Genomic DNA, 21,426 nt, shown 5'->3' with positions numbered 1-21,426 from the left:
CGTTGAAATTGTTTACTAAGTTATACGATATGGCCCTCGTGTGGGCAAAACACCGCTTTGCTGAGCGCTATTTAGCCGCCATGAGCTTTGCTGAGTCTGTTTTTTTTCCGGTTCCTCCTGATGTAATGCTTGCGCCTATGTCGCTTGCTCAACCAAGTAAAGCATGGCGCTTTGCAAGCTTTGCAACGGTTGCTTCAGTGCTTGGGGGAATTGTAGGTTACTTTTTAGGTTACTGGTTATTTGAGCCTGTTGTACAGCCCTTTATTGAGCAGATGCACTGGCAAGAAAAGTTTGAAACAGCGCTTACATGGTTTAAAGAGTATGGTGTGTGGGTGGTATTTTTAGCGGGCTTTTCACCTATTCCTTATAAAGTATTTACCATAGGTGCAGGCGTTTTACAGATGGCGTTTTTGCCATTTTTAATTGCATCGGCAATTGGCCGTGGTGCGCGTTTCTTTTTAGTTTCTGCTTTAATGAAGTGGGGCGGAGTTAAGATGGAGCAAAAATTACGTCAGTATGTTGAAGTACTTGGCTGGGGTTTAGTTGTATTAATAGTAATAGCGTACTTCTTTTTACGTTAATTGCTAAAAGCAGCACTTTTAAAGTTTTGGAGTAAAACCTGTTGAATAAGCGATTGTCATTTTATTTAATTGTATTTACAGTGATTTTACTCCAAGGGTGCTCATCTCGAAATGCACCTGCACCAGTAAGTAGTTTAAATAGTAATGTTAACGATTATCGTGGAGTTGTTAACATTTATGGTAACAAATATAGAGTGCAAAAAGGTGATACTTTATATTCAATTGCTTTTAGCGCAGGGCAAGATTTTAGAATGCTGGCAAAAAACAATTTAATTCCATCACCTTATGTCATCTATCCTGGTCAGGTTATTGACCTTAATACGACTAAAAAAAATAGCGTAGCTAACAATCCTTCAAATAAGAGCAAAAGCACTAAAAATAAAATAGAACAAAAAAGTAACAAAAAATTAAAGAAAAGTCTTGATCAGCCGAAACAACGAGAGTATGTTCGAAAACAAGCCAATGAAATAGTTAGTAATGCAAAACCTTCGTCGAGCAGTAAAGTAAAGTGGTTTTGGCCTGCAAAGGGCAAAGTGACTAAACGCTTTTCTAATAAGGAAAACGGTTACAAGGGTTTACAGATTACTAACCGTACAGGGGCTTCAGTTTTAGCCGCAGCACAAGGAACGGTGGTGTATGCGGGTAATGCGCTTCGGGGATACGGTAATTTAATCATTTTGAAACATAATGATGATTACCTAAGTGCATATGCACATAACTCGAAACTACTTGTTAAAGAAAAGCAGAAAGTTAAGGCAGGACAAAAAATAGCAGAAATGGGCAAGTCAGAATCTTCGGTCACTGCGCTTCGTTTTGAAATTCGCTACCGTGGGCAAGCTGTCAATCCTGCTAAATACCTCCCCTAATTTTTAGGTATTGATAATTGCTCGGGAGAAGGCTTATGGCTAACGCAGCAAAACTTGACAAAAACACCACCGACGAAAAATTTGATGACACCGCAGTAGAAGAAACTGCAGCACTACTTGAAGAGGTAGATAACGAAGAAGAGATATTTGCAAAAGAGGAAGTCACTAAAAACCTTGATGCAACTCAACTTTATTTAGGAGAAATTGGTTTTTCTCCCCTACTTAGCGCAGAAGAAGAAGTATTTTTTGCCCGCAAATCGCTACGTGGATGTGAAGCATCTCGCAAGCGTATGATTGAAAGTAACCTACGTTTAGTTGTAAAAATTGCCCGCCGTTATAATAACCGAGGATTAGCACTTTTAGATTTAATTGAAGAGGGCAACCTTGGTTTAATTCGCGCTGTTGAAAAGTTTGACCCTGAGCGCGGGTTTAGATTTTCAACTTACGCAACATGGTGGATACGCCAAACAATTGAACGCGCCATTATGAATCAAACGCGCACAATTCGTTTACCAATTCATGTAGTTAAAGAATTAAACGTGTACTTGCGAACTGCACGTGAGCTGACACAAAAGCTCGATCATGAGCCAACTGCTGAAGAAATTGCAGAAAGCCTAGGCAGACCCGTAGAAGACGTAACAAAAATGCTACGCTTGAACGAAAAAATTGCCTCAGTTGATATGCCAATTGGCGGTGAGAACGACAGCGCACTTTTAGATATTATAGCCGATGAAAAAAGCTCAGGCCCTGAGGGTGAAGTTCAAAACAACGACATTAACAAACATATTGTAGATTGGTTAGGTGAGTTAAACCCTAAACAACGTGAAGTATTAGCGCGTCGCTTTGGTTTACTTGGTTATGAGCCATCAACACTTGAAGATGTGGGCCGTGAAATAGGTTTAACGCGAGAACGCGTAAGACAAATTCAGGTAGAAGCATTACGCCGTTTAAAAGATATTTTACAACAAGAAGGGTTAAGCACAGAAAGCTTGTTTGACCAGTTCTCGTAACCCCTTTTATACTGTCTATGTGTTTAAAAGCTGAAGGGTAAAACCTTCAGCTTTTTTTATGCCAAACTTAAAGCAGTGCTTTTAACTTATAGAGTAACTCGTGTGCTTGACGCGGCGATAGGTTGTCTGGGTCTATTGCGCTAAGCTGCTCTTCAATCTCAGAGGGTTCAGGTGCAGGTAGCTCATTAGCAAATGAAAACGCCTGCTGCTCAGCATTAGGTGAAGTCACACTTTGGTGGTTTTCGAGTAGCTTAAGTTTTTGTTTTGCTTGGGTTATTACGGATTTAGGCACGCCGGCAAGCGCAGCGACTTGTAAGCCAAAGCTTTTACTTGCCGCTCCATCAAGCACCGTATGCATAAATGCAATGGTGTCGTTGTGCTCTATGGCATCTAGGTGCACATTAACCAGCCCGGTTTTTTGCTCGGCAAGTTCCGTTAATTCAAAGTAGTGCGTAGCAAATAATGTTTTTGCAGATATTTTTTGTGCCAGATGATCAGCTGTTGCATAAGCAAGTGATAAGCCATCATAGGTACTGGTGCCTCTGCCTATTTCATCCATTAATACCAAAGATTGCGCAGTCGCATTATTTAATATTGTGGCGGTTTCTGTCATCTCTACCATAAAAGTAGAGCGACCAGAGGCTAAGTCGTCGCTAGCGCCAATACGAGTAAATATTCGGTCAATATTACCAATTTTTGCACTATCAGCAGGGACATAGCAGCCAATATGTGCCATCAATACGATAAGTGCTGTTTGACGCATGTAGGTTGATTTACCACCCATGTTTGGACCGGTGATGATCAACATTTTACGCTGGCTATTTAGCTCCACAGGGTTGGCAATAAAAGGTTCTTTCATTACTTGCTCTACCACTGGGTGGCGACCTTGCTTAATGCTTATATTATCATCATCGCATAGTTGTGGTTTTGCATAGTTTAGCGTTTGTGCTCGCTCTGCTAGGTTATTGAGTACATCTAAATCGGCCAATGCACTAGCCATCATTTGAAGCTGTTCAATATGCGGAGCTATAAATTCAAATAGTTCTTCATATAACTGTTTTTCAAGCGCAAGCGCTTTTGATTGGCTACCAAGTACTTTGTCTTCGTGCTCTTTTAGCTCAGGTATTATGTAGCGCTCATTATTTTTAAGCGTTTGGCGGCGAATATAATCAGCAGGTACTAAGTGCGAATTTGCACGACTAACTTCGATAAAAAAGCCATGCACCTTGTTATAGCCAATTTTTAATGTGCTGATCCCCGTGCGCTCGCGCTCTCTAAGCTCAAGTTGCTCAAGTATATCGGTAGCGCCTTTACTCAAGTTTCGCCATTCATCGAGCTCGCTGTTGTAGCCTGGTGCAATAACGCCCCCATCGCGAATGAGTACCGGTGGGTTATCAATAACAGCACGCTCAAGTAAAGCCTGTAGCTCAGGCAGCTCTGGAGAATGGCGAACAATGCTAGCAATACGCTCATCATTAGCATCGTTTAATAATGCATGCAATGGTGCGAGTGCTTGTAGGGCACTGCGAAGCCGAGTTAGATCGCGCGGGCGTGCGGTGCATAAAGCAAGACGTGCTATTACACGCTCTATGTCACCAATTTCTTTTAATGAATCGTGTAACTCGCCATATAACTGCGCATTTAAAATAGCGCTAATGGCATTTAAACGTGAGTTAAGCTCATTTTTATTGCGCACAGGTGTATGAATGCGGCGTTTAAGTAAACGTGACCCCATGGCTGTGGCAGTTTTATCAAGTACCTGAGCTAAGGTATTCTCAAAGCCACCTGATAAATTAACGGTTAGCTCTAAATTTTTGCGCGTTGCAGCATCTAATATAACGGCATGTTCGTTATGCTCAAGGGTAATGGCACGGATATGCGGTAGCGCTATACGTTGTGTGTCTTTTACGTATTGCATTAAGCAACCCGCAGCAACTAAAGCAGCATAAGCTTTATCTACACCAAAACCGACTAAATCTTTTGTGCCAAACTGCTCGCACAGTAAATGTTGAGCGGTATCTAGGTCAAACTCCCATTCAGGGCGTCGGCGCGCTCCTTTTACATGCTCAATTAAATGTGTGCTTTCAAAGCTTTCACAGTATAAAAGCTCTGCGGGCGCTAAGCGCTGTAGGGTTGAAGTAAATGCTTCGTCGGTGTTAACTTCAACTACGTTGAAGCGCCCGGAATTTATATCAAGGTAGGCAATACCGTATAACCCTTTTTTATTTTGCCATACGCTAGTGAGTAAGTTATCTTGACGCTCTTGCAATAGTGCTTCATCTGAAATAGTACCCGGTGTAACAATACGTACTACTTTACGCTCAACGGGCCCTTTACTGGTAGCGGGGTCACCAACTTGCTCACATATAGCAACCGATTCGCCCATTTGCACTAAACGCGCTAAATAGTTTTCTACCGCGTGATAAGGTACGCCTGCCATAGGGATAGGATCGCCGCCGGCTTTACCACGATGCGTTTGCGAAATATCGAGTAATTGAGCCGCGCGTTTAGCGTCGTCAAAAAAGAGTTCATAAAAATCCCCCATACGATAAAACAATAAAATATCGCGATGCTCTGATTTTATTTTTAGATACTGCTGCATCATAGGGGTTTGTTGTTTTATAGTGTGCGGTGCATAAAGATCAAACGACATGTATTTACCCAAAGGCTGAATATGGAATTACATCAAGAGATTAAAACACTTGCTGCGCAATTGGGCGTTATTTTAACGGATAAACGCTTATGGATCACTACCGCTGAATCATGTACTGGTGGTGGGGTGAGTTATGCGCTGACAGATACGCCTGGTAGCTCTGCTTATTTGGGCCGCGCATTTGTTACCTACAGTAATGAAGCTAAGCATGAACTGTTAAATGTAGCTAACACTACGCTTGAGCAATTTGGTGCAGTGAGTGAGCAAACCGTAAAAGAGATGGCATTTGGTGCAAAAAGCGTGGCTAACGCCGATGTGGCCATTGCTATTTCTGGTATTGCAGGACCGGGCGGCGCTACACCTGGTAAACCTGTGGGGTTTGTATGGTTTTGCCTGCAAATTGCCGATGAACAATTTACATTTGAGCAAATATTTAGTGGTGACAGAGCGCAGGTTAGGGCTCAAGCTATTGAATTTGCGTTGAAAAAAACAATAGAGCAGATAAAGTTATAAATTTCACTTGATACTGTGATTTCATACAGTATACTTGTTCGCATTAGCCGGATTTGGAGAACAGAATGAACGATAATAAACAAAAAGCGTTAGACGCTGCACTATCACAAATTGAGCGTCAATTTGGTAAAGGGTCAATTATGAAACTGGGCGATAACAAAGCCCTAAACATTGATGCTGTATCTACAGGCTCACTTGGGATCGACATTGCCTTAGGCATAGGCGGTTTACCTATGGGGCGTATTGTTGAAGTGTATGGTCCTGAATCATCAGGTAAAACAACGCTTACTTTGCAAGTTATCGCACAAGCACAAAAAGAGGGAAAAACATGTGCCTTTGTTGATGCTGAGCATGCTCTTGATCCGGTATATGCACAAAAGTTAGGTGTTAACATTGATGAGCTGTTAGTTTCTCAGCCAGATACCGGTGAGCAAGCACTAGAGATTTGTGACATGTTAGTACGTTCGAGTGCTGTAGATGTTGTTATTGTTGACTCTGTTGCAGCGCTTACACCAAAGGCTGAAATTGAAGGCGACATGGGCGACTCGCACATGGGCTTACAAGCACGTTTAATGTCGCAAGCACTACGTAAGCTTACAGGTAATATTAAACGCTCAAATACGTTATGTATTTTCATTAACCAAATTCGTATGAAAATTGGTGTAATGTTTGGTAACCCTGAAACAACAACAGGTGGTAATGCACTTAAGTTTTATGCATCAGTACGTATTGATATTCGCCGCATTGGCTCTGTAAAAGAAGGCGATGAGGTTGTAGGTAACGAAACCCGCGTTAAAGTAGTTAAAAACAAGGTTGCACCACCATTTAAACAAGCTGAATTTATCATCATGTATGGTGAGGGGATTTCGAAGCAAGGTGAGCTCATTGATTTAGGTGTAAAGCACAAAATTGTTGAAAAAGCAGGTGCTTGGTACAGTTACAATGGCAATAAAGTGGGCCAAGGTAAATCAAACTCTATTAAGTTTTTAAAAGAAAACCCAGAAATTGCTGATGAAATTGAAGGAAAATTACGCGACATGTTGCTATTAAAAGCAACCGTTGAGCCAGAAGATGGTGAAGACGTATTAGGTGATGAGCCTGACCTTTAAGCTATACAACGTTCTCTAAGCTTGATTTGACCCGAGCTTTAAAAGGCGCTAACCATTACTGGTTAGCGCCTTTTTGTATTTAAATTTAAAACAAAAGCGGCACTAAAAAGTGCCGTTTAAAATTAAATGCCGTACTTAATAAAGTAACTTATAGCTGCCAGTTTACCGATAGAGCGTAGTTACGTGGGGCACCGTAGTAACCTTGAGCCCAGTATAGGCTGTGTAGGTACTTTTCGTCTGTGGTGTTATTAACGTTAAAAGTAACCCCTACATTTTCTGTAATTTTGTAGTTAGCCATTAAATCAAGAATACCGTAAGCATCTTGATTAGTAGTTACAAGTGCAGCACCGGTTGCATCTTCAACTTGAACGCGGCTAACAGAGTCTTGCCATCGGTAGTTAGCACCAAATGTTAAGCCTTCAACAAACGGAACTTGATAAGTCGCTGCTAGCTTAAGTTGGTTTTCTGGTGTGTAATCTTTTACTAAATCATCACCCTCAATACTTAAATTACTAAAGCTGATGCTTGCACTTAAATCGTCGGTTACTTTACCACTTAATTCTATTTCAAACCCATCACTGTTGATTCCATCAGCACCATAATAACGAGTATCGCCTGGTAATGAATCCGGTAATGCGACGGCTAGGTTTTCTTGCTTTGCATCAAAGTAGGCAAAGGTAACAAAAACTTGGTCGTCTAAAAGCTGTGCTTTTACACCAATTTCGCTGCTTTTACCTGTAATTGGCGCCAATTGCTCAGCATTTATATCAAGTTCTTTTTGTGGAACAAACGTTTCTGTATAACTTGCATAAGCTGAAAGTGATTCATTGAAATCGTATACAGCTCCAACATACGGAATAACTTCACTATCGTCACGGGTTTGTTCAACACCATAAGCGGTGCCTGATGTTTCCCAATCAGTGTAACGAACACCTGCAAGTACGCTTAACGGTGCGCTTAATTTTATGCGAGTAGATATATAGGCTGATTGTTGTTTGTTTTCTATCTCACTGCCGTTTAAACCATCAGCAAGAGTTGCCTCAGGCGCTACACCATCCCACGTGTCAAGCGATGGCATTGCAGGAAAGCCGTTGCCCGTGGTGTAGTCATAAAGCGACTGCTCGTTGTAATCCATTTTTGCTTGGCTAACACCAAATGATAAGTCGTGCTCTTGGCCAAATAAATCAAATTTACCGCTGGCGTACAAGTCAAATAAATCATGCTTATCTTCGTAGTCGTAACGGCTTGCGTAACCCGTTAAACCAAGACCTGTTTCTCTATCTGGTGTGCCGTATACGTAAAATAGCTCTGAGTCTTGCTCATTTTCTATGTGTGCATAACGCGCCGTTGCAACCCATGTCGCTGATAGGTTTTGTTCAAGTGTTACGTAGACTTGCTCTGCGCTGTTATCCCAGTATGACCAATCAGCTGCAGTGCTTGTAGATACGTCGTAATCTGTTGCTGTGCCATCGGTATAGTAAAGAGGCAGTGCACCCCAAAGAGGGCTATCGGCGTCTTTTTGTTGGTTAACATAGTTAATACTTAATGTTGTATCGTCAGTTAGCTTGCCTTCGTAGGCTAGGTAACCAATTGTTTTATCTGTTTCGTAACGATCTAGGTATGACTCAGCTTTTTGCTTTGTAAAAACTGCACGTACAGCGTGATCATCATTAATCGGTGTAGAATAATCGAGCTCTAAACGTTTGTTATCCCAAGAGCCGTAAGATAAAGACGCATGTGCTTGTGTTATGTAGGTTGGTTTTTTTAGCACCATGTTTACAGTTGCAGAAGGGTTACCTGCGCCTGTCATAAGGCCGTTTGCACCACGTACAATTTCTACTCGATCGTAAATAGAAGTATCTAAAGTGCCTTGAATAGAACCAGAGCTTTGTGGGATTCCCAAACCATCAACCTGAAAGTTTGTTATTTCAAAGCCACGGGCTTTAAAATAAGTACGGTCAGTTTCTATTTGCTCTACAGTTACACCAGGCGTGCTCTCGAGTACTGAGTTAATATCATCTAGTGAAAAATCATCCATTAAAGCACGAGAAACAACAGAAATACTTTGAGGTGTTTCTTTGATTGTTAGGCCTAATTTTGTAGCAGATTGCGCATCTTCTGTGATGTAGTTTTTATGATGCTGGCCGTATACCGCTATTTTTTCTAATGAATCATCTGTATTTTTTGTAGTTTCTTGTGCAAATGCATGACCAGATAAAACGAGTGAAGTAATAAGGCTGAGCTTAGATAAACGCAAAATTTGTTGGGACGACATGTGTTTTTCCAATAGGTTCAAAAAAGAAGTGCATAACATAATCTAAATGAGAGTGATTTTCAATAACCGGGTTGTTGTTTGTGCAAAATAATTAGTCGTTATTCGAAATTGTGGGAATTTAGTGGATTTTAGTAACTAAATAGCCGCTTAGTTTAGCGCTAAGGAAATATTTCTTAAAAGCAAAGATGGATGTGCTATTTCTTTGCAAGCTTTATTGAGCTCTTTCAAATAGCGTTATTTAAGTTAGTTACGTGCTAATCACGTTTAAATTACTGAAAATCTCACCCCTAAAAAAGCATACTTAAATACTATAACTGTCACAGTGTTATTAAATAGAGTTAGCGCTATTTAGCTAAAAAAAAGCGGCCTAAGCCGCTTTGGTGTGATCAATATGTCTAATTAAAAATTGTATTTTACAGAAAACTGTAAACGGTCTAAGTCGCCGTCAATACCACTTTCTGTTTCGCGCTCGGCATGCTTAAACTCAGCACCAAATGTTAAACGCTTAACTGGTGAGTATAAAATGTTTGCGCTAAAGCTTTGGCTAGATTCAACAGGATCGCCAGAGATAGCTAATAAATCAGTGTTATTGTCAGCACTAAAGAAAGAATATAAGAAAGTTGAGCGCCACTGGCTTGTCCACTTATGTTGATATGCAACAAAACCAGATGTTGAGTCTATTGCGTCTAGCTCATCGCCATTAAGCACTGCACCGTGGGCAACATTTAAGCCCACGTAACGACCAAGACCTTTACCTTGAGTAAGCATAAATTTAAGGTAGTCTTCACCAAAATTTACACGCCCTGATGCACTTATACCAAATGAGGTTTCATCGGCGTCAACATCGCCTACTTTATAAGTAAGTTGTCGAGCAAGCGCAGCAACTACAAAGTTACCCCAATCGGCATTGTGTGTGTAACGTGCTGTAAAATCAGGAAGAGATGCATCGTCTGTTTCTACACGCGCGCCACCTTGTGTGGTAATGGTACTTTCTGGGTTTTCCAGTGAGAACGACCATGCACCTGTTGTGTATTTAATTTGTGTTTGGCGCACAAATACAGTGCCCTCAGCTGGGCCTACAAAGTCAAGCGTCTCAGCAAGTGCACCTACGTTTTGAAAGTTTGACCATGTTTGGCCAAATAACCAACCGTCGTAAGTAACAAATGCATGGCGAATACGCGGCGCGTATGAATTTGATACCCGCTCGTTACCGCCAGGTGCCGATGCCAAAAAGTCTAGCTCAATTTTAGTTTTAACTGTTTTACCATTATCCATCAATGTGGATGTACCAAAGTTAAAACGCGATTCGCGTGCGTGCATGTCAAATACAGCATCAGAATCGTCATCATCACCAACTGGCAGCGTGCTTGGCACATAAAAATCACGACCAACACTAGAGCCCGAAGGGGCGCCTGCAGAGTAATCACTCCACATGGTGTCTAGTTTAATATAGCCGCCGTAAGTAAATTCGGTGTTACCTACTTTAGCTGCAGTTGCCGCGTAAGCCGTACTAGATAAAGCACATAATACAGCGCTCGCTGCCAGCGTTTTTAATGGGGTAAATTTCATTGTGGTGTCCTTTAAAGGCTACTTGTTGTTTGTTGCTTTTTAAACGTTCAAATGTATTACTTGCTACAGGTATTACTAACGAATAAAAACTTATTTGCGTCACGCTACTAATTTCATTTGTTAAATAAGAGCTTAAGCAGCATGGTCACATCATTATTTAAGTGTTCAAAAACCACTTTTAAATATGTGTAAAATTTACTCAATTACCTATTGGTCTATAAGACGAAGGTTTAAGAGTAATTCAGCAGTCACTTACTTATATTTAACGTACTGTATTTATTTGTAAAAAAGTCATGAGCGGCGCGATTATAAACCACAAAACGTTAATTAGAAGGGTTGTACAACTAAGGTCTAATACTTAATAAAGTACTGCTGAGTAATCCTTTAATCATGGCAAGTTATTAAAATGGAGACTGAGATGTCACAAAGTATCTATCCTGTTCCTGCACATATTGAAAAAACGACGTTAGTTGATAACGAAAAATATAATACACTCTACAAACAGTCGATTGATGACCCACAAGGGTTTTGGCGTGAACATGGCCAGCGCTTAGATTGGTTTACTCCGTATACTAAAGTAAAAAACACCTCATTTGATAAGGGCCATATCGATATAAAATGGTACGAAGATGGCGTTTTAAATGCCTCTTATAACTGTATTGACCGCCATTTAAAAACCAAAGCCGATAAAGTTGCACTTATTTGGGAAGGTGATAACCCAAGCCAAAGTGAAAACATTTCCTACCAACAATTACATGATGAAGTGGCACGCTTTGCCAATGGCTTAAAAAAGCTGGGTGTACAAAAAGGTGACCGAGTTGCCATTTATATGCCAATGACGCCGCAAGCCATATACGCTATGCAAGCGTGTGCACGTATTGGTGCTATTCACTCGGTTGTATTTGGTGGTTTTTCTCCTTCTGCAATCGCAGATCGAATCAAAGATTCAGGCGCTAAAGTGGTGATCACATCCGATGAAGGTCGCCGTGCGGGCAATTGTGTTCCTTTAAAAGCGAATGTTGATGAAGCCGTAGCACAAGAGTCTGTAACGAGTATTGAGCACGTTATTGTGCACCAGCTAACCGGTGGCGAAGTTGATTGGAACGAACACGATATTTGGTGGCATGACCTTGTAGCTGACCAACCGGCGCAATGTGAACCGGAGCATATGAATGCAGAAGACCCACTCTTTATTTTGTATACTTCGGGCTCTACCGGTCAACCAAAAGGGGTTGTGCATACTACAGGTGGTTACTTAGTTTACTCATCAATGACCCACGAGTACGTGTTTGATTTACAAGAGGACGACGTATATTGGTGTAGTGCTGATGTTGGTTGGATCACTGGTCACAGTTATATTGCTTATGGGCCATTGGTCAATGGCTGTACGCAAGTGGTATTTGAAGGCGTGCCTACCTACCCAACAGCCGGACGTATGGGCGAGGTGATTGATAAACACGGCGTAACCATCTTATACACTGCACCAACAGCTATCCGTGCGTTAATGGCTAAAGGCGATGAGCCTACAGCGTCTTCAAAGCGTGAAAGCTTACGCATTTTAGGCTCGGTGGGTGAACCCATCAACCCAGAAGCATGGACTTGGTATTACGAAAATATTGGTAATGCTCATTGCCCAATTGTAGATACATGGTGGCAAACCGAAACGGGCGGTATTATGATCACTCCACTGCCAGGTGCAACTCAAACTAAACCTGGCTCAGCAACGCATCCATTTTTTGGTATTGCACCAGCGTTATATGATGCAGAGGGTAATACACTAGAAGGTGCGGTTGATGGTAACTTAGTAATTTTAGATAGCTGGCCGTCACAAGCACGTACTGTTTATGGCGATCATGAACGTTTTGAACAAACCTATTTTAGTGCTTACCCTGGTGTTTACTTTACAGGTGACGGTTGTCGTCGTGATGAAGATGGCTATTACTGGATCACAGGGCGTGTAGACGATGTGCTTAATGTATCAGGACATCGCTTAGGTACAGCTGAAATAGAAAGTGCGCTGGTAGCTCACGAAGCGGTAGCAGAGGCTGCAGTAGTAGGTTATCCGCATGATATTAAAGGCCAAGGTATTTATGTTTACATTACGCCAAATGAAGGCGTTACTGTAAGTGATGAGCTGACCACTCAAGTACGAAATTGGGTACGTAAAGAACTAAGCCCGATAGCTTCCCCCGATATGATTCAATGGTCGCCAGGCTTACCAAAAACGCGTTCAGGTAAGATTATGCGTCGAATTTTACGTAAAATAGCCGCAAATGAGCACCAACAGTTAGGGGATACATCAACACTTGCAGACCCAACCGTGGTAGATGAGCTTATAGAAAACAGATTAAATCGTTAAATGCGCGTTAAAAACTTGATTACAAGTTGATTCTAAACGTAGTATATCGGCTGTCAGTAAGTATGTTATACCTTATTGGCAGCCGAATTTATTAGGAGCGAACCATGAGTCAGTTTTTAATAGCGGATGATCATCCGTTATTTCGCGAGGCACTAAAAGGAGCATTAAGTGCTAAGTTTGACGATTTAGAAGTATTTGAATCATCAGATTTTGACAGCACACTGCAAGTACTTAGCGAACAAGAAGATCTTGATATATTACTGCTAGATTTACACATGCCAGGTAATGGCGATTTATATGGCCTGATCCGCATTCGCGAAGACTACCCAAGTTTACCCATAGCGGTTGTCTCAGGGAGTGAAGACATCAATATAGTGTCTAAGGTGATGGGGTATGGCGCAATGGGTTTTATTCCTAAGTCATCATCTTCAGATGATATTGCAAATGCTATTAACCAAATACTTGAAGGCGATACGTGGCTTCCAAACGAGTTAAAAAATAAAGTAGCCGAAATAGAAGGAGAGGACAGAGAGATTGCCGCGCAGGTAGCATCGCTCACGCCGCAGCAATATCGTGTATTGCAATACCTGCATGAAGGGTTACTAAATAAACAAATAGCTTACGAATTACATATTTCTGAGGCAACAGTCAAAGCACACATTACCGCAATTTTTAGAAAGCTTGGTGTTTACAATCGTACTCAAGCCGTTCTTATTGCAGCTAAATTACAACTAGAACCAATAGAGCAAGTTTAAAGTATTACAAGTGCTAAGGCCTGTTTATCATTAGAGGTGACACTTACAGCTGTGTGTTTGGTGTTTAGACAAAGTAAAGCCTTAGTACAGCTGTTGTTTCTTATTTATAGGCAATCAGCTTGTAAACATACAATGGCTTAGGTGTTTGTGGCGAGATTAAAAATTTGAATCTAAAATCTGACACGCCCTACTAGCGTTATTTTTTAAACTTATTTTCTACACGTTATTTACCTTTTATACATGATCTCTTTTGCAAACAATGCTAGGTTAGCGCAATTTTGTAATTTATAGAGCCAAGTATGACAGACTCCACACACTCACCTAATAATCAACCTAAAGACAATAACGGCTTATTTAATCGCTTTTTAGCAACCGTTGAGTTTTTAGGAAATATGCTTCCTCACCCCATTACTTTATTTGCAATATTTGCAGTTTCAATTGTGTTGATCAGCGGTATAGCTGATTGGTTTGGACTAAGTGCAATAGATCCAAGGCCTATTGGCGCAGCAGGGCGTGCGCCTGACGGCGTTATTGAAGTAGTTAGTTTGCTCAGCGCAGAGGGGCTGCAACGTATTATGGCAGGCTTGGTAACTAACTTTACCGGCTTTGCGCCTTTAGGCACGGTATTGGTGGCGCTATTAGGGGTAAGTGTAGCTGAGCACTCAGGGCTACTCTCTGCTGCCATGCGAGGTATGGTGATGGGCGCCTCAAAGCGTTTAGTTACCTTTATGGTGGTGTTTGCGGCTATTATGTCTAATACCGCATCTGAGCTTGGCTATGTGGTGTTAATTCCGCTTGCAGCGATGATATTTCATAGTTTGGGGCGCCACCCATTAGCCGGTTTAGCGGCTGCATTTGCTGGTGTGTCTGGTGGTTACAGTGCTAATTTACTTCTCGGTACGATAGATCCATTATTAGCCGGTATCACAACACCTGCAGCACAAATGATTGACCCAACTTACGAGGTTGGTGCCGAGGCAAACTGGTATTTCATGATGATATCAGTATTACTTATTGCCGCACTTGGCACACTTGTAACCGAAAAAATAGTAGAGCCACGTTTAGGTAAATACAACCCAGATGAAGCCAGTATAGACTTATCACAAAACAATATTGATACCCTTACCACACTTGAAAAAACCGGCCTAAAATGGGCGGGCGTTGCTTTATTAGTGGTGCTATCGTTATTTGCTTGGACGATTATTCCCGCCGACGGCATTTTACGCCACCCAGAAACAGGCCAAGTGGCAGGCTCGCCTTTTTTAAAAGGAATAGTCGCAATTATATTTGTTACTTTTAGTGTGCCAGGCTTTGTTTATGGGCGTGTTGTTGGCAGCATGAAAAACGACAAAGATATAATTAACGCAATGAGTAAAAGCATGAGCTCAATGGGCTTATATATCGTATTAGTATTTTTTGCAGCCCAGTTTGTGGCCTTTTTTAAATGGACTAATTTAGGCACTATTTTGGCAATTAATGGTGCAGCACTGTTACAAGCGTTAAACCTGACTGGCCCAGAAGTGTTTGTGCTGTTTATATTAATGTGTGCATTGGTGAACCTAAGTTTAGGCTCGTCATCGGCGCAGTGGGCAATTACAGCCCCTATTTTTGTGCCTATGCTTATGCTTATTGGTTACGCGCCAGAAACCATTCAAGCAGCTTATCGTATTGGTGACTCTGTGACTAACTTAATCACCCCGATGATGAGCTATTTTGGCTTAATTTTAGCGGTGGCAGTTAAATACAAAAAAGACATGGGCATAGGGACATTAGTAGCCACTATGCTGCCATACAGTATTGTATTTTTTATTGGCTGGGTTATTTTATTTTACGTATGGGTGTTTGCTTTAGGGCTGCCAGTAGGGCCTGAATCACCTATTTACTATACGCCTTAACACGTTAATTGGCATAAAAAAGCCAGCAAAAGGGGAGAGCCCTTTTGCTGGCTTTATAGTATGTAAAAGGGGTTTTAGCTAAATACCACGGTTTTATTACCGTTAATAAATAGTTTGTGTTCAGAGGCAAGCTGAAGCGCTTTGCTAAATACCGTCTTTTCTACGTCTTTACCCATTTTAGCCATTATTTCAGCGGTGTTAGCGTGCGTTACGCTAGTGACATCTTGTAAAATAATCGGGCCTTCATCTAGCTCATTATTTACAAAGTGAGCTGTGGCACCAATAATTTTTACGCCGCGCTCAAATGCTTGGTGATACGGTTTAGCGCCAATAAAGGCAGGCAAAAACGAGTGGTGGATATTAATAATTTTGTTCTCAAAACGACCCACAAATTCAGGGCTTAGTATGCGCATGTATTTTGCTAAGCCAATTATATCTGGGTTGTAAGAGGCAATTAAATCACCTACTTGTTGATCGTGCTCGCTGCGGCTTAGACCTACGTGCGAGACAACATGAAAAGGTGCATTAAAGCCCTTTGCTAACGGCTCTAAATCTGGGTAATTGGCAATTACAGCTAATACTTCAATATTTAAAGCTTGCTCAAATTGTTTTAGTAATACAGTTCCTAAACAATGCGCTTCTTTTGTTGCAAGTAGCACCACTTTAGTTTTTGTATCATCATGCAGAGCAAGTTGTGCACCCTCTGGTAATAATGCGCGTAATTGCGATAAAAAGTCACTTTGTGGCTCGCCCGTTAGCTCAGTGCGCATAAAAAAACGCTTGGCGTCTTTATCTACAAACTCGTTATTACGTGTAATATTTAAATTGTGCGCGTGACAAAGCCCTGTAATTTTGGCAATTAGGCCTACATCATCGTCACATTGGGTGGTTAGTATATAGCTCATTTTCCTCATTCTTACCCAGATTATAATTGCTTCATTATTTGGTTTTTAACGCATAAAGCAAGGGGTTTATGCGTAAATTTAGAATTAATCGGCTAAATAGGTATAAATGATTCAATTAAGTGAAAAAGGATTAAAAATACGTTAATAATTAAGCAGGTCAAGACCATAAATTTTAACAAGCAAGCTTTTATAAACCAACACGCTCTAGTGGGTGCGCACGGTTTGTAACCTAGCTACCTAGGTTACAAACCGCACCGTAGTTTTGCTTAAAAATATAGCAAAGCAACGGTTAAGCTTTAGGCTCTGGTGTTAAGTTCTCTTCTTGTCTTAGGTAACCCGCAGCCTCTTCATCTTCTTTCGTTATTGCTTGCTGAGTAGGCATTGCACGGGTTTGTTGGTTTAATTGGTGTATTTGTGATGCATTGCCTAAATCGCGCTCGCTGGTAATTGAAGCAATCGATTCGCGGTCCTTTAGAAAGGCAATTACATCATTTTTAATGGCTTGTAATTGGCCTTCATCTTTGTGCATTTCCATTATATGGCGAGGGTGCTCAAGGTTTTTCATACCAGTGGCAGCAAACGTGCTCGAAATAACACGAGAGACAATTACCCACGGTGTGATACTGCTGCGCACTAAGGTGTTTTCTGAGCGGGTGCTATCGTGAATACCTGTACCCGTTGATATTTTTGACTCGGTAAATGTACCTTCACATTTAAAGTACACAAGTAATGATTCAAACTGCATTTCAGCAAAAAACAAATGCGCACAGTTAGCCAGTAAACGAGCAAAGGCTTTAATAATTATTGCTATTATAAAAATATGAACGCTGCTCATTAGTAAGCTACTAAACTGTATAATATTTTGATTATTAAACGCTTGCTGGAAATTATTAATATTAGCGCTATCTATATAGTAATAAATATCTATTAATGAATAGCCTAAAAATACGGTTAGTACTAACGCGACAATATAAAGTAAATTAGCACTTAATAGTGCGATTAATCTAGCGAGGGTAAAGTTTTTACCTAGCTCCATAGCATGTAGTTTAGGCTGAACCTCTTGAATCATTTCGCCTTTAAAGCCGCCTTTGCCCTCTATTTGCTCTTGCAGTTTTGGGTCTAGCTCGCGGTAAACTCTATTAGGGACTTCTTTGTAGCGCCTATTTGCCATGACAAGATTATCAAGGTTTATAAATACTTCATCAGGGTGAACAGACTCTTGCCAGTTTTCACGTAATTCTGACACTTCGGCGGTAGGGGTCACTGCGTTTAAGCGTGCTTTGATCATTGTAAATACTAATGCGCAGCTTAATGTTGCTAATACAATAATGGCAATGAGATATAGGCCAGCATGCAAGTTTGGTAGCTGTGCAAGCCAAGCGTCTATTTCTTGTTTGCTGATATGTTGCTCCTGCATTAGCCACGACATAGAAAGGCCAATAACAATGGGCAAAATAAACGACAACGAAATAATTTTAGCTAATGTTCCGCCTCCCAGCGCTTCAATATTTCTTTCTGCATTGCGAGAAATCGGCTTGCTACTTGAGCGCCAAGAAAAAAGCACATAAAACATCAAAATAGCACTATAAACCGGAAAGGCTAATTCGCCAGCTTCTCCCGTAAAGCCCGATAAGGATACAAACGCAACAAGCCCATAAGCAACTAAGGCAACTAGCGTGCTAACCCACGAGCCAAATAATCGCTGCGCTACATTTCGAATTGGATAAGGTAAAAATAACAGTTTGGGAATTAAGCTGTGTAACAAACGAGATAAAAACCCGTTAGGTTCTTTAAAGGTACTGTTTTTACGACCAACCAGCATTTCTTCGAGTGATTGGGCGTTATAAGCTACCTCATTTTTCTCTTCTTTAGCGGTAGAGCTTTCTGATTTACTAAAATTATAAGCAAGCGACGTTGGGTGGTTTCTGCCAACAAAGTATTTTAAGGTGGCGTAAATACCTGACGATAAAGAGCGAATACCCAGCGCTAAAATAAACATGCCAAACAGCATTAAAATCCAGCCTGCGGTGGTATCTTCTTTTACCGACCTTGCCGCTATAACAAGTAAACTAATGCCCGCAATTGACTCAATAAGGCCTCTTGCAGCCGTTACTTTGCCCTCAAGTTTAAAGGGGTTTTTTAATCCTAGATCAATAGAACCGTAATCAAATGCCATTGTATGCTCCTTTTAAACAGCACATTTTTGAAGGGGGAATTATCATCGTCCGTATTTTTTTTGACCAAAATGAGCATGGCTAAACGAGACCGCACAGTGTTGTTTATATGCTAAATAAGGTACTTATACTAAACAGATTTTTATATTATTGTTCAATTTTTGATTATATATCAATAACGTTGTTCAGTTTAAGGTTATTTTACAGTGATACATTAATTGATGGTGGTTTAAGTTGCTAGGAACATAAATGAAACTAATCTACGTAGATGATAATTTACCCGGCATAACTCGTAAGCGTAAAAACAAGACATGGCTGTACTTTGACCCAATAGGAAAACAAATTACCGATCAAAAAGTGATTGATCGCTTAAATGCATTAGCGTTTCCGCCCGCCTATAAAAATGTGTGGTTTTGCCCTGAAGAAAATGGCCATATTTTAGCAACCGGGATTGATAGTAAAGGCCGTAAACAATACCGTTACCATGAAAATTTTAGAGCGCAACAAGAGGCGAAAAAATACCAAGCTTGTGGCGTGTTTGGAAATAAATTACCACTTTTACGTGCCCGTTTAGAAAACGATTTACAAGGGGATGAGCTCAGCGTAGAGCGCACATTAGCTGCGGTAGTTAGGCTTATGGATTTAGGTGCATTACGGGTAGGTAACGAGCGAAATGTAAAGCAAAACAAAAGTTTTGGCGCCACAACGCTGCGCAATCGCCATGCTAAGCTTACGGGTAAAAATATACAGCTACGGTATCGGGCTAAATCGGGCAAAGAACGCGAGGTAAACATTACCGACAGAGTGCTGAGCCATGTAATTAAAGACCTACAAGATTTACCCGGTCAGCACTTGTTTCAGTATATAAGCGATGGAGAGCGCACAAACGTAACCTCTAGTGAAATTAACCAGTATATTCAACAAATAATGGGTGAGGACTTTAGCGCTAAGCACTTTAGAACCTGGCGAGCCAGTGTTATTGCCTTTAAACAGCTTGTAAAAGCAAAAGGTGCACTTAGTTTAAAAAGTATGCTCGAGAGCGTGTCTGAGCAATTAGGTAACACGCCAGCTATTGCCCGTAAATCGTATGTTCACCCAGATTTAATTGCCTTGTGTAAAGAGGATGAACAAACCCAAACAGCGTGGCGAGAGTCATTCTCTCTACCGCGAAAAACAAAATACTTGAGTCGATATGAACGTGGCTTTTTAGCCTTTTTAAAAGACTAATTGCTATAGCAACTTTACACACTACAGCAACCAAATTACATAATTGTCTAGTTGAGGTATTTTAATATCATCATGTAAAAGTTCAAAAAGTTATTAATTTCAATGCTTTGTGTTTTTATTCTAATGTGGCACCAGCATTGCACCTTCCTATTACTGTTAAGCAGTAAGTACAACAGCATTTATCAATGATATTTAGCGAGGAGGTACAAAGTGAAGGGGTTAATTTCAAATGCATTGTCTACAAAGATAAAACACATAACGTTACACGCTACACTTGCAGGCTGCGTTAGCACCATACTAACAGGGCAAGCGCTCGGCAGTGCAGAACTTGAAAGTGTGGCGCTTGCCAATTCATCATTAACCACTTACAACTCGCAACAACAATTGCAAAACGGCGATTATTATTTTGATCAAAATGCAGCACAGTTAATAGCGCGCACCGAGAAAGCAATTAACTGGTACACAGAAATAGTTAACAGTGGCGGGTTTACCCCTTTATACACCAATGAGTTACTTGAACTAGGCAGCACCAGCAAAGCGGTGAGTCAGTTAGCGATGCGTTTGTATCAAGAGCGTGACTTAACCCGCAATGTTTGTGACACCGTAGTGTGCACATTTGATAAAACCATTGAGCATGCTGTGCAACAGTTTCAGCGTCGCCACGGTTTAAAGGTCGATGGGCGAGTAGGAAAGCGTACTTTAGCTAAGCTTAATGTACCCGCTAAGGAAAAGCTGGCTAAATTAAAGCTTAACTTTTACCGCATAACTAACTTCGCAGGCGCAAGTGATTCGCAGTATGTATATGTAAATATACCTGAGTACACATTACGCTATGTAAAAGCGGGCGAAGTAAAACTGCAAAATAACGTTATAGTGGGTAAGCCGAGTTGGGAAACCCCCGCCTTTAGTGACGAAATCGAAAAGTTTGTAGTAAACCCCCAGTGGCGCATACCAACCTCTATTGCAACCAAAGAAATAGCACCAAAGGTGGCAAAAGATCCTCAGTACCTTGCTAAAAATAATATTGAAGTTAGAAAAAACAGCTACCTAGATTCTAATACAGTTAACCCCAGTAATATTGATTGGCAGGCTGTTAAGCCTTATCAGTTTGATCACTTTTTAGTAAAACGTGCAGGGGATGAAAACCCACTTGGTGAAGTAAAGTATTTGTTTCCAAACCCTGAAGCCATTTATGTTCACGATACGCCAGCAAAGCAGCGGTTTAACCAAGTGCAGCGTGCGTTATCACATGGTTGTATAAGGGTTGAAGAGCCATTTTCATTGGCGCGTGAAATAATTAAGCACCAAGGTGAAGAGCAAACCCTTAAACAAGTGGATAAAGCTAGAGACACCGATACCACACAAACATTTTATTTAAATGAGCCCTTACCTATTCATTTGGTGTATTGGACTGCGTGGGTTGGTGAAGACATGCTCGTTAATTTTAGAGATGATATTTATCAACATGACACAAAAGCATTACTTAAAAACGAAGAACAGTCAGTTATTGCTGCATTGATAAAATAGACTATGAG

The 21,426-nt window shown here is 40.9% G+C and carries 15 protein-coding genes; 10 read left to right on the top strand and 5 right to left on the bottom strand.

Features of this window, described 5'->3' with window-relative positions; genetic code table 11:
- Nucleotides 1-2 precede the first annotated feature (2 nt).
- Genes QUE46_RS12655 through rpoS form a run of 3 tightly spaced genes read left to right on the top strand, consistent with a single transcriptional unit; the run spans nt 3 to nt 2,457 of the window.
- Entirely contained in the window at nt 3-581 is a 579-nt protein-coding gene (locus tag QUE46_RS12655) for a YqaA family protein (protein ID WP_286245051.1), read from the top strand.
- Nucleotides 582-622: 41 nt separating this feature from the next.
- Nucleotides 623-1,447 (top strand): peptidoglycan DD-metalloendopeptidase family protein, encoded by an 825-nt coding sequence (locus QUE46_RS12650; RefSeq protein WP_286245050.1) that lies wholly within the window; start codon nt 623-625, stop codon nt 1,445-1,447.
- 35 nt (nt 1,448-1,482) lie between these two features.
- Nucleotides 1,483-2,457 carry an RNA polymerase sigma factor RpoS gene (gene rpoS, locus QUE46_RS12645; RefSeq protein ID WP_286245049.1) on the top strand — a complete coding sequence of 325 codons (975 nt, stop codon included), beginning with the start codon at nt 1,483-1,485 and terminating at the stop codon, nt 2,455-2,457.
- A 67-nt stretch (nt 2,458-2,524) separates the two neighbouring features.
- Here the strand turns inward: rpoS and mutS are convergent, their stop codons facing one another.
- The gene (mutS, locus tag QUE46_RS12640) at nt 2,525-5,110 is read right to left on the bottom strand and encodes a DNA mismatch repair protein MutS (protein ID WP_286245048.1); all 2,586 of its coding nucleotides are present in this window, start codon (nt 5,108-5,110) and stop codon (nt 2,525-2,527) included.
- Nucleotides 5,111-5,131: 21 nt separating this feature from the next.
- On the opposite strand from mutS, the gene QUE46_RS12635 reads away from it, so the two are divergent.
- Nucleotides 5,132-5,623, top strand: a complete 492-nt coding sequence (locus QUE46_RS12635) for a CinA family protein (RefSeq protein WP_286245047.1) — start codon at nt 5,132-5,134, stop codon at nt 5,621-5,623.
- Nucleotides 5,624-5,688: 65 nt separating this feature from the next.
- Entirely contained in the window at nt 5,689-6,732 is a 1,044-nt protein-coding gene (gene recA / locus QUE46_RS12630) for a recombinase RecA (RefSeq protein ID WP_055015397.1), read from the top strand.
- Nucleotides 6,733-6,880: 148 nt separating this feature from the next.
- Here the strand turns inward: recA and QUE46_RS12625 are convergent, their stop codons facing one another.
- Nucleotides 6,881-9,007 (bottom strand): TonB-dependent siderophore receptor, encoded by a 2,127-nt coding sequence (locus QUE46_RS12625; protein ID WP_286245046.1) that lies wholly within the window; start codon nt 9,005-9,007, stop codon nt 6,881-6,883.
- Nucleotides 9,008-9,406: 399 nt separating this feature from the next.
- Nucleotides 9,407-10,576 carry a DcaP family trimeric outer membrane transporter gene (locus tag QUE46_RS12620; RefSeq protein ID WP_286245045.1) on the bottom strand — a complete coding sequence of 390 codons (1,170 nt, stop codon included), beginning with the start codon at nt 10,574-10,576 and terminating at the stop codon, nt 9,407-9,409.
- Nucleotides 10,577-10,994: 418 nt separating this feature from the next.
- Here QUE46_RS12620 and acs point away from each other — a divergent pair, with 418 nt between their 5' ends.
- The 3 genes from acs to QUE46_RS12605 all read left to right on the top strand — a co-directional run bounded on the left by acs (nt 10,995) and on the right by QUE46_RS12605 (nt 15,585).
- A complete protein-coding gene (gene acs, locus QUE46_RS12615; RefSeq protein ID WP_286245044.1) occupies nt 10,995-12,935 on the top strand; it encodes an acetate--CoA ligase in 1,941 nt (646 codons plus the stop codon).
- Nucleotides 12,936-13,039: 104 nt separating this feature from the next.
- Entirely contained in the window at nt 13,040-13,690 is a 651-nt protein-coding gene (locus tag QUE46_RS12610) for a response regulator transcription factor (RefSeq protein WP_286245043.1), read from the top strand.
- 299 nt (nt 13,691-13,989) lie between these two features.
- The gene (locus tag QUE46_RS12605) at nt 13,990-15,585 is read left to right on the top strand and encodes an AbgT family transporter (RefSeq protein ID WP_286245042.1); all 1,596 of its coding nucleotides are present in this window, start codon (nt 13,990-13,992) and stop codon (nt 15,583-15,585) included.
- Between the two features lie 74 nt (nt 15,586-15,659).
- On the opposite strand, the gene purU is transcribed toward QUE46_RS12605, so the two are convergent.
- Nucleotides 15,660-16,490, bottom strand: a complete 831-nt coding sequence (purU, locus tag QUE46_RS12600; protein ID WP_286245041.1) for a formyltetrahydrofolate deformylase — start codon at nt 16,488-16,490, stop codon at nt 15,660-15,662.
- A 289-nt stretch (nt 16,491-16,779) separates the two neighbouring features.
- Nucleotides 16,780-18,666: a hypothetical protein gene (locus QUE46_RS12595; RefSeq protein WP_286245040.1), complete on the bottom strand. Its 1,887-nt coding sequence runs from the start codon at nt 18,664-18,666 to the stop codon at nt 16,780-16,782.
- 247 nt (nt 18,667-18,913) lie between these two features.
- On the opposite strand from QUE46_RS12595, the gene QUE46_RS12590 reads away from it, so the two are divergent.
- Complete coding sequence (locus QUE46_RS12590; RefSeq protein ID WP_286245039.1) at nt 18,914-19,891, top strand: DNA topoisomerase IB; 978 nt, start codon at nt 18,914-18,916, stop codon at nt 19,889-19,891.
- A 210-nt stretch (nt 19,892-20,101) separates the two neighbouring features.
- Nucleotides 20,102-21,418, top strand: coding sequence for a murein L,D-transpeptidase (locus tag QUE46_RS12585; protein WP_286245038.1), 1,317 nt, complete (start codon nt 20,102-20,104; stop codon nt 21,416-21,418).
- The last annotated feature ends 8 nt before the right edge of the window (nt 21,419-21,426 follow it).

It is taken from the genome of Pseudoalteromonas sp. MM1 (assembly GCF_030296835.1).
Lineage (GTDB): Bacteria > Pseudomonadota > Gammaproteobacteria > Enterobacterales > Alteromonadaceae > Pseudoalteromonas.
The sequence above is the reverse complement of the archived record's forward strand: the minus strand, read 5'-3'. Positions and strand labels throughout refer to the sequence as shown.

Coding starts and splice junctions, on each gene's coding strand:
- rpoS (WP_286245049.1), top strand. CDS start 1,483: ATGGCTAACGCAGCAAAACTTGACAAAAACACCACCGACGAAAAATTT.
- mutS (WP_286245048.1), bottom strand. CDS start 5,110: ATGTCGTTTGATCTTTATGCACCGCACACTATAAAACAACAAACCCCT.
- QUE46_RS12635 (WP_286245047.1), top strand. CDS start 5,132: ATGGAATTACATCAAGAGATTAAAACACTTGCTGCGCAATTGGGCGTT.
- recA (WP_055015397.1), top strand. CDS start 5,689: ATGAACGATAATAAACAAAAAGCGTTAGACGCTGCACTATCACAAATT.
- QUE46_RS12625 (WP_286245046.1), bottom strand. CDS start 9,007: ATGTCGTCCCAACAAATTTTGCGTTTATCTAAGCTCAGCCTTATTACT.
- QUE46_RS12620 (WP_286245045.1), bottom strand. CDS start 10,576: ATGAAATTTACCCCATTAAAAACGCTGGCAGCGAGCGCTGTATTATGT.
- acs (WP_286245044.1), top strand. CDS start 10,995: ATGTCACAAAGTATCTATCCTGTTCCTGCACATATTGAAAAAACGACG.
- QUE46_RS12610 (WP_286245043.1), top strand. CDS start 13,040: ATGAGTCAGTTTTTAATAGCGGATGATCATCCGTTATTTCGCGAGGCA.
- QUE46_RS12605 (WP_286245042.1), top strand. CDS start 13,990: ATGACAGACTCCACACACTCACCTAATAATCAACCTAAAGACAATAAC.
- purU (WP_286245041.1), bottom strand. CDS start 16,490: ATGAGCTATATACTAACCACCCAATGTGACGATGATGTAGGCCTAATT.
- QUE46_RS12595 (WP_286245040.1), bottom strand. CDS start 18,666: ATGGCATTTGATTACGGTTCTATTGATCTAGGATTAAAAAACCCCTTT.
- QUE46_RS12590 (WP_286245039.1), top strand. CDS start 18,914: ATGAAACTAATCTACGTAGATGATAATTTACCCGGCATAACTCGTAAG.